This window comes from Mycobacterium sp. TH-M11, assembly GCF_057473725.1.
Window position 1 is genome coordinate 1 of the sequence record NZ_JBYCLD010000038.1, and the last position, 9144, is coordinate 9144.

The 9144-nt window shown below is 61.7% G+C and carries 10 protein-coding genes; 6 read left to right on the top strand and 4 right to left on the bottom strand.

Annotation, left to right across the window (positions count from 1 at the left end; translation table 11 throughout):
• On the top strand, positions 1-263 hold a 263-nt coding region (locus AC2VOG_RS01605), incomplete at its 5' end, for a PPE family protein, SVP subgroup (RefSeq protein WP_486938167.1).
• Between the two features lie 467 nt (positions 264-730).
• On the opposite strand, the gene AC2VOG_RS01610 is transcribed toward AC2VOG_RS01605, so the two are convergent.
• A complete protein-coding gene (locus tag AC2VOG_RS01610) occupies positions 731-1075 on the bottom strand; it encodes a DUF732 domain-containing protein (protein WP_486938168.1) in 345 nt (114 codons plus the stop codon).
• A gap of 1030 nt (positions 1076-2105) precedes the next feature.
• On the opposite strand from AC2VOG_RS01610, the gene AC2VOG_RS01615 reads away from it, so the two are divergent.
• The gene (locus AC2VOG_RS01615) at positions 2106-2489 is read left to right on the top strand and encodes a DUF732 domain-containing protein (RefSeq protein ID WP_486938169.1); all 384 of its coding nucleotides are present in this window, start codon (positions 2106-2108) and stop codon (positions 2487-2489) included.
• Positions 2490-2744: 255 nt separating this feature from the next.
• Here AC2VOG_RS01615 and AC2VOG_RS01620 read toward each other — a convergent pair whose 3' ends face one another.
• Complete coding sequence (locus AC2VOG_RS01620) at positions 2745-2939, bottom strand: ferredoxin (protein WP_486938170.1); 195 nt, start codon at positions 2937-2939, stop codon at positions 2745-2747.
• Between the two features lie 148 nt (positions 2940-3087).
• Here AC2VOG_RS01620 and AC2VOG_RS01625 point away from each other — a divergent pair, with 148 nt between their 5' ends.
• Both AC2VOG_RS01625 and AC2VOG_RS01630 read left to right on the top strand, forming a co-directional pair.
• Positions 3088-3321, top strand: a complete 234-nt coding sequence (locus AC2VOG_RS01625; RefSeq protein WP_486938171.1) for a hypothetical protein — start codon at positions 3088-3090, stop codon at positions 3319-3321.
• 45 nt (positions 3322-3366) lie between these two features.
• Positions 3367-4281, top strand: a complete 915-nt coding sequence (locus AC2VOG_RS01630; RefSeq protein ID WP_486938172.1) for a DMT family transporter — start codon at positions 3367-3369, stop codon at positions 4279-4281.
• Positions 4282-4569: 288 nt separating this feature from the next.
• Here the strand turns inward: AC2VOG_RS01630 and AC2VOG_RS01635 are convergent, their stop codons facing one another.
• Complete coding sequence (locus AC2VOG_RS01635) at positions 4570-7275, bottom strand: PEP/pyruvate-binding domain-containing protein (protein ID WP_486938173.1); 2706 nt, start codon at positions 7273-7275, stop codon at positions 4570-4572.
• Between the two features lie 121 nt (positions 7276-7396).
• A complete protein-coding gene (locus AC2VOG_RS01640; protein ID WP_486938174.1) occupies positions 7397-7582 on the bottom strand; it encodes a hypothetical protein in 186 nt (61 codons plus the stop codon).
• An 890-nt stretch (positions 7583-8472) separates the two neighbouring features.
• Here AC2VOG_RS01640 and AC2VOG_RS01645 point away from each other — a divergent pair.
• Entirely contained in the window at positions 8473-8772 is a 300-nt protein-coding gene (locus tag AC2VOG_RS01645; protein WP_486938175.1) for a PE family protein, read from the top strand.
• 164 nt (positions 8773-8936) lie between these two features.
• Positions 8937-9144: WXG100 family type VII secretion target (locus tag AC2VOG_RS01650; protein ID WP_486938176.1), on the top strand; the 208-nt coding region annotated here is incomplete at its 3' end.

Consider the following 9144-nt stretch of genomic DNA (forward strand, 5'->3'; position numbering starts at 1 on the left):
TCGGACCGCTGTCCGCGCCCGCCACCTGGGCCGGATCCACCCCGGTCGCCACCGCTAACGTGCAGTGGCTGTCATCGGGAACAACCTGGGATGCGGCCCCGAAAATGCACACCGCCGGCACCGGACAGATAGCAGCAATGGCGCCGATGGCAGGCATCGCCGCCGCGGCCGCCGCCCGCAAAATCAAACCACCAAGCGTCAGCACAATCCTGCAGGTCACACCCCCGCGCTACAAGATGCCCCGCCCAACCTCGGGCGGATAGCCGAGAAGTTCGGCGAGCCTGGATTGCCCCGAAGAGCGGCGTCTGGAACCTCAGGTCACCGGCGGGTAGCACCAGCCTACGAGAGCAACAGAACCCGGACCGCCACGGTGCTGCCGGTCTCAACCACGCTGCTTACAAAAGCCCACCGGTAAGCGGGTCTCACTGCGGGACAACATGATTCGATTCTCGACGTCGACCGCGTTCCGGATAAGCTACGGCGGCCTCCCTGGCGGTGATTAGGTTAGACGTCGACGCTCGGTCCCCACCGCGCTGAACACCATCCGCCCGTGCGCCTTCTCAGCCCGCACAGCAATGCACGTTTTGACTGCCCGAATGCTTCGCGACTTTCAAGCTTCCGAAGGCCGAGGGCTTCCCGACCAAACACCCTACGACAGCGAAATCAGCACTGGGGTAAGGATTTACGCAACCAGCGACGCTCGGTCAAACTTGGTCGATCCGCCGAAGAGTCACCAGTGGGTGTCAACGCCGCGGACGTTGTTCTGCACCGTGTCGAGGCAGTACAACTGCCGAGCGATCGCCACAAACTGGCCGGCCTGGATGATTGTCAGGTACGGGTAGGTGTTTTTCACCCCGGATACGCCTTCCCAAATGCTGTGGTCGTGGCGGATGTAGTCGCAAGCGTCTTTCGCGACCAGGATCGCGTTGGCATCGCTGGGGCGCTCAACACCTATGTGATCAAGCGCCTGAATGAAAGTGGCGTCTGTTTCGTTGGTGATAGCTGGATTCGGAGCAGGACTCGTTGGGTCGGCGTGCGCGGGCGCGACCGTAACCACCGCAGCTGCGGCGCCCACGGACGTAATGAGCACCTTCGCTGCGCGCATCGCACTCTTGGCCGTTACGAACCCACGCCGCGGCATCGCGTAAGGGGTTAGCGCGGAAGCCGGTTGCCCTGATGACATCGTTGTTCTCTCCATCTACTCGCAATGTCGATGCCTCGAGAGGATCGCAACCGTTAAACGCTGAGGCACACCGGCGCGACGGGGCCCGTATCACTCCCATGATCGTAGTTGGCGCTTGCGGACTCGGCGAAGCTCAATTCGCCAATTTTTCAACAGTTTTTGCACCTGTTCACTTACGAGAGTGCAATTCACCTGGCGTTCATCGGAGCTTCTTGATGCCGCAATGCGCTCGGAGGCCGCCCGGCCGCTGCGCTGCCGGTCGGCACGCCGATCTCAGTTCACGGTGAGAGTCGGACGGTGCCGCCAGGCGGCGGACTCGGCGGCTCCGCTTGGGGCGCCGGCGCCTCCTCGTGCTGACCCGGTGAAGCACAACAGTTCGAGGAACCCCCTCGTTCTGGCTGCGACGGCGGTTGGCGTGGTGCGGGCGGTGCCGCGACTGCAGGGGGTGGCGACATCGGCTGCGCCGTTGGCATCGGTAGTGCCGGGATCTGCGGCGGGGCCGGCGGGAGGATCCGACCCGCGGGGACCACGCCTACGAGGGAGGCGAGCACCACGCCGCGTATTTCCTTGCGAGATCCCGGCGCGGAGTAGGCCGACACGGGCCCGACGGAGAGCACCAGCACGCGCGACGGTACTGGCCCCGCCACGCTCGTGGCGGCCAACAGCCACGCTGTCACCGCCGCGCCGACGGCGAGCGTTGGCAGCCGGTTCATGACCAGCGGTTTCGACTCAGTCCGTGGTACGTGCGACCGAAACTCCATCGGATCTCCTGAACGCCGCGGCGAGGCATACCAAACCCCGCAAGTTAAGGCGTAGTATACCTGGTGTTCATGTTTGATACATGTTTCGTTAACTGCAAACGGGCTTCCAATTAGATGTCTGTTGAGCAAGCCCCGACTGGATAGAGAGCGGAGTACCTACCATGTCCACCAGCATCAGCAACCGGGCCGCGGGCCTGGTGATCGCCGCCATCTTGGCGGCCACGGCCGCGATTTCGTCCGCGGGCGCAGCAAAGGCCGATCCCGACTCACAGTTCCTGACGCTCCTTGACCACAAGGACATCTCCGCCACCACGAACCCCGCAAGCCTCATCGTCTTAGCCCATCGAGTGTGCGGCCAACTCGATGCCGGCACCCCGGCCGATTCCGTAGCAGACCAGATGAAGGCCAGATCGTTTCAGGCGTACCCGGCTGACCGCTCGCTACCCCAAGACCGCCTCATGCGCACCATCGACAAATTCATCACCGCATCGGTAGATGCCTACTGCCCGAACGACCAGGGCAAGATCGCCGCCATCGCGTCCTGAACCGCCGCGTACCTCCAGCGGTCGGCGTGAAACAAATCCGGTACGACGGTCAACCAGACCTTGCGGCGCTCATCGACGATGAGGTGGGGATGGCCCTGATCCGCAGCGCGATAGCGACCGCCAGACCCAGGCGAGCGGCCGCGAAGGTCATGCCGCCGGCTGAATACCGGCTGCCTACAGCGCACCTCGGAGCAGTGTCCGCTCTCGTGCGTGCAATTGGGCGCCCAATGGGCTTGGCGTCACAACTGAACGGCGTTAGTCCTCGTCCAGGATCAGAGCCATCTCCGGACAGGACGCCACCCCGTCGCGCGTCAGCGCTGCGTCCCCGGGCCGGACGTCGTGCTCCTTCAGGATCGAGTAGCCGGCGTCGTCGATAGGAAAAAGCCGCGGATCGACTGCGTAGCACTGTGCATGCCCCACACATCTCGACTGTTCGAGACGAACCTTCATCGGGTTGCTCTTCTAGGACCGGACACTCGTCGATTGTAGAAGGCCCAGTGCCCGCCGCGCCCGGCGCGTTGGAGTGACCATCGGACCGCCGAGCATATCGACTGTCGCACAGCGGGTAGTGAAACACCAAGAGCGACAGGATGAACGCGTGCATGAGTGGCCGGGTCCGCTCCTGGGCATCCTGGTGCTCGATGAGTCGCTGGACGCCCACAGACTCGCGCTGTTGGCGCTGATTGCGGCCCCGGTGGTAATCGCCGCACGATTGCTATGGCCCGGCGGCGAGGCGGCGACGCTCGCGGCCGGGGCTGGCTACACATGGCCGACATACAAGGCCGACACCGAGAAGGTGCCGTTAAAGATTAGCCGCACCGCAAACCAGTAGCGTGTCCATCGAACATTCTGCCGAGAATCCGCGGGGAGGCGACGGATGACGAAAGAAAATATCGCCATAGTGCTTGCGTTGAGCGCCGCGCTGGTATCGGCGCTCGGATCGGTCATCCGTCAACGTTCCGCGCATGAGATCGTCGATCGACCGGTCGGCGCGTGGGAGTTGTTCCGCCTGTCATTGCGGGACACCCGATGGTGGCTCGGCGGTGCGGCCGCCGTGACCAATCGCGCTCTGCAGGTGGCGGCGCTGAGCCTGGGGTCGGTGATGTTGGTAACCGCGCTGCAGGTGACGAAGCTGCTCTTCGCCTTACCGATCAACGCGCGGGTTACGCATCACCGGGTAACCGCTCGAGAATGGTTCTGGGCCGCGTCGCTGGCCGCGGCGGTGGCGGTCGTAATCGTGGTCGGCCATCCGACGTCGGACCAGCAACGCGCCCCGCTGGAAACGTGGGTGGTGGCGGCCCTGGTCATGGGCCCGACATTGGTGTTGTGCGTGCTGGGCGCCCGGATTTGGCCTGGTGCCGTCGCCGCGATTCTGCTGGCGGTAGTGGCGGGTTCGTCGTCGGGGTTGTTCGCGGTGCTGACCAAGGGTGCTCTCGATGCGGCCCGCGGTGGCGTCGGAGCGCTGCTGTGTGCACCCGAGCTATATGCCTTGGTCGGTGTCGCATTGGCCAGCATGGTGTTTCAGCAGGCATCTTTTCGCGCTGGCGCGCTGACGGCTTCGCTGCCGACCATGACCTTGTCCAAACCGGTGGTGGGATGGATCTTGGCCATCACCGTGCTCTCCGAGCACCTGCGCGTCGAGAGCGCCGAGATTGTCGTCCTGGTGGCGGCGCTGGCCGTTATGATCGTGTCGACGGTAGCGCTGAGCAGGGGAGAAGCCGCCGACGTGGCGGCGCTCGACGGGCGGCGGTCGGAAGTCGTCGCGCAATTGCCGAAGCCGTCGGAACGCTAGTCTGATCAGGCCGGTGTTGATCCCCGAAATGGCCGAAGCGCTGCCACGGGCGCCGCTGTTGCTGGGTTGCCGAGGCGCCGGATAAAGACAGGGGACAGGATGGGCGCCAATACACACAGTCGGCACAGCAGAGCTTCCCGCGATGTGATGTGACTGGGGGCCCTTACTGTCCCGCAACCACACTGCTCCCGCGTGTCATATCTGTAACATCGCTATTCAATCAAACGGGCTCTTCGCGACCTTGCCGAGGTCGTGATCGGTGGAATCAGACTCAAGCCCAAGAATTAGCTAGACACCGTCATCCTGTCCTCGTCGCCGAATTCGCCAGACGGTGCCCGATTGGCCATCCATCATCAACGGTTCACCGTCTTCGATGATCCGCAGCAGCGACGGGATAGCAACTATCGTTGGAATTTGGAGTTCGCGCGCGATGACCGCCGAATGCGAAAGCGTGTTACCACGTTCTATCAACAGCCCGCGAATGGACGGGAAGAGGGGAGCCCAGCCCGGGTCGGTACGGTTCGCGACGAGAATGCAGCCATTCAAACCAGCGACAGAATCAGGATTTCCTACCACGCGAGCTGGTGCCTCGACAACTCCTGGATAACATCCGATGCCCTTAAGTGTTTCGACGTAGGATATGTCTTTGTCGACTTGATTCTCATGCCACTGACCTGGCAGATAAGGCGAACCCCGGGTCTTAATCCGGTGTGGCACATAGGATTTCTCGTATTCAGCAAATTCGTGCCGCCGCAGTGCGACAAGGTCGGTCAGATTTGTGGTGACGCTCTTACCGAGATGATAGTCCCACAATTCTTCTACCGTCAGGTAAAAGATGTCGTTAGTCGCCGTCAACACTCCGCTTTTGGACAGCCTGTCCCCCAATGCTATGAAGATGCTCCGGTATAGGCCGTACATGCGGGAGCGGTCGAGCCGCAGGTTTTCTCTTACTTTTACTGCGTGGCGGGCCTGCCGCACGGACTTTTCGAACGCTTTCACGCTACGGTGTGAAAGCGAGGCGCGGACTCGATCCCGAGCTTCGTTGAATTGGTCCGCCTCGATACTGGTAGGCACGGCCGATTCGACCGCCGGTGAGTCCAGATAGTTCCGTAGTATGTCGAACAGAAACGACGCATCCTCACGGAGCGAGACGGTCTCCAGCTTCAGCTCACCCATACACCGGTCGCCGTATAACCTCACATATTCGTCCACGTTCTTGACGAAGGACGGAAAACTCGATCGCAGTTTTTCCATAAGCGCTGGATTTGTCTCGGCGCGAATCAATTCTGCAAGTTCAGGTTCCCCGCGAGCCAGCCTCGCTAGTTCAATCAAACGGCGAGTCGGCTCGACGGAATCGATCCCGTCTATCCCGCTCAGAAGACGGCTCACTAATTCTTCGGTTTGCTGGGAATCGTTCGGCGTCGATGCGACAATCCTTCGAAGTTTGCCGGAGGATTTCATCACGCGAAAGTCATTCAGAATTGGCGCGTCCCATTTTTTGAGAAGCTCGTCGTCTAAATACGAAAGATAGTCCATAAGTTCACTTATGGAGGCGCTGCTCAGACGCTCTCGCGGAATGCTGTCGTAGACACCAGCGAACCGACCGCTGAACTTTTTGATTCTGTGATCGGCTGTTAGCATTCGCGGCGCTAGCCGGGCGTACATGTAAGCCAACCGCGGTGCGCGCCGTAACACATTCCATCTGGAGATGTCGGGAACTATGAAGTCAAGCGGCTCCTCGACGCCGAGCATCTTCTCGAGGTCCTCACGCGTCTGTTGGATAGACGGCAGCATCTCGCAGCCCTCGTACCAGGTGGTGAGGTTGTAATACACGCGTCCCTTCAGCAGACCCAGAATACGGCGAAAGGAACGCTCATGCCGGCGCAGTGTGCGGGCGGGCGTGCCTACCGTCTTGAAGAAGGTGCGGTAGCTGTATTCGTGCACCCTGCTGGCGAACGAGAAGGTCAGCGGGGTCGTGACACCGTTGAAGCTTTCCTGGACATTGCTGTCATCCCATACGGTGACGGGCTCAGTGCGATCGAGCGCCGGGCACTGACGGATGGTTAGCGGACGAGCCTGCAGGACGTGAAGTGTCTCATCGTCGAAGGCCCACTCAACGTCGACGGGATGCTCGAACGCTCGAGCCAGGCGCTGACCGACCGATTCAAGCCTTAGCACTTCGGCCGTGGTCAGACAGCGCCTGCCGACGTCCTCGCAGGTCACAGCTTTCTGCAAGGTGCCGCAGCCGCTGGGCGCTCGGACTACCGCTTCTTCTTTGGCCGCAATCCGCGACGCGACCTCAGCGCTGTTTCGCACGACGAACTCGTCGGCATCAACGATCCCGCTTACTACTCCGACGCCCAAGCCCCAAGCCGCCGAGATGAGGGTTTCGTTTTCGTCGCCATTGTTCGGGTTGGCACTGAACAGCACACCAGAGACTCGGGAATCGACCATCTGCTGGACAATGACCGCCATTTGACGCTCGGCGATGCTGATGCGCGCCCAGCCCGCGTAGGTGGCCACTTTTTCGCTGTAGGCGGACGCCCAGCACCGAACGATGCTGTCGGCCACGTCAGCGAGGGTCCGTTGATTGAGGAACGTTTCAAGCTGACCCGCGAACGAGTGCGCCGTCGTGTCTTCGCGGCGCATCGACGACCGAATCGCGTAGGGTCCGGGGCCCAGTTGGTCGAGCTTTGTCGCCAATTCCTCGATCAAATAGAAGTCCAGCGAGGACTGGCGGACCGCCTCGGAGAGACACGCCAGTGTCCCCGCAGTAGCGACACCGGAATTATCAGATTCAGAAAAGATCGCCTTAGCAAAACTTTCCGCACACTTGCTGCTTATATGCTCGGTGAATACCTGAGTCGGCAAAACACAGAAGTTTGGTACTTCAAAGCCCGCACGACTGATTTCCACAAGTCCCCAGGCCTTGCCGCCGATGCGCCAGCTATCCGGTTCTCGGACAGTCTCCTCGAATGTGAGAACATTTCGCATGCCTAGCTAGCCTCGGTTTTTCGTGCGGCCCCTGATGGAGGGAGCGGGGGCCGGGTTTCGCCCTGTTGGTGATATCGATTGTGGCATGCGGGTGTGGCAAATCGCTGGCTGTCGAGCTTTCCTAATGCCGTGGCTTGTTCGGTGAATGGCCGTGGGTCTGGTTGTAGCGGGCCTCGAAGGCTTTGAGGCGGTTGATGATGGTCTCAAGGCCGGTGAAGCCTTTGGGCCAGAGTGCTTTTCGTTGGACGATGGAGAAGCAGATCTCGATCTGGTTGAGCCAGGACGCGTGCACCGGGGTGTGCGCCATGATCGCCTTTGCGCGCCGAGATCGACGCGGGAAAGGCAACTTCCGGCCCCCGACGAACTTACGAGCCAGACCACGTAGGCGAGGGCATCGGCGACGGCCGTCACGGTAGCCAGGACCTCACCGGCAGGCATCCCTTTCGGGAACCGGTTGGCGATGACATGCGCGGCGGCGCCGTTGACGTAGTCCATCGCGATCCACAGTTGCCCGTCGGAGTCGCCGGGATAGTCCAATCCCGGATGCGGGGGTGATACGGACGGTCTCGCGCATGAAACGGCCGCGGTACTTGCGGTCGTCGCCAGACAGGACTTTTGGGGCACTCCAGTGCGGTAACCGCGGATGCTGGGCCAGGAAGTTGCCCGCCTCATCGCGGCCCAAGGCCCGTAAAACGCTGTATCCAGCGAAAATCGCACCGCTGGTGACCGGCATGCCCGTCGCAAGCAGGGCGTACGCCGATCGGCACCCTGGAGATCCGTAACAGCACGTGGACCGCAGAGCCAGCGTCCAGCCGTTGCCGACCCGGGCGCGACCAGGAAAGCCCTAGAAGTTTCGGGGAGCGAAAGACTCAACGAGCCATAACCGCAGCGAGATTTTTTCGCTTCCCCACCCGCTTACGTCACTCGGCATTCACCGACACGTCGTTACGCCGACACGGTTGCCAGCGCGGTTGCCAGGCCGGTACTGCCCCATGTCTGCAGCCCACAGCAGCGTCATAATCGACGCCATCCGGTCAGAGCCGGATCTGTTAAACGACGGTTACCGCAGGTGAACAGTTGTTACTGCCGGGTGAACAGTTGCCGACACATGGCTTCGGGTCGGGCGCGGACTCGGGGGCGCGGCTAGTCTCATGCACGGAAAGATCGGCGGATCGATCGAGAGATAAGGAAACAGCAATGTCGTTCGTGACCACCCAGCCGGAGGCCTTGTCGGCAGCGGCAACCAGTCTTCAGGGTATCGGCGCGGGTATGCAGGCCCAGAATGCGGCCGCAGCGGCTCCCACGACGGGTGTGGTGCCCGCTGCCGCCGACGAGGTTTCAGCACTCACGGCCGCCCAGTTCGCCGCGCATGCGCAGCTCTACCAGGCCGTCAGTCAGCAGGCCGCAGCAATCCATGAGATGTTCGTCAACACGTTGAGCACCAGCGCCGGTTCCTACGCCGCTACCGAGGCTGCCAACGCGGCATCTGCCGGCTGAGTGTTGGCCATGAAGCCTGTCCCACTGTGGTGCCACGCGCGGTGGCTGCCAGTTAGCGGGAAAGGGGGGTTCAGCCGGGTGTTCCAAGTCGGCGGTGACCTCAGGTAACGCGTCCGACTTTTTTGTTCGTCGCAGTCGATCACTACACAAGCAAGGAGAGAGATATGCCTACACGTTTTATGACTGATCCGCACGAGATGCGGGCAATGGCTGGACGTTTCGAGTCCCACGCCCAGACCGTCGAGGACGAGGCCCGCAAGATGTGGGCCTCGAGCCAGAACATCGCCGGTGCGGGCTGGAGCGGCACCGCGCAGATGACCTCGCACGACACCATGGGTCAGATGAACACCGCGTTCCGCAACATCGTCAACA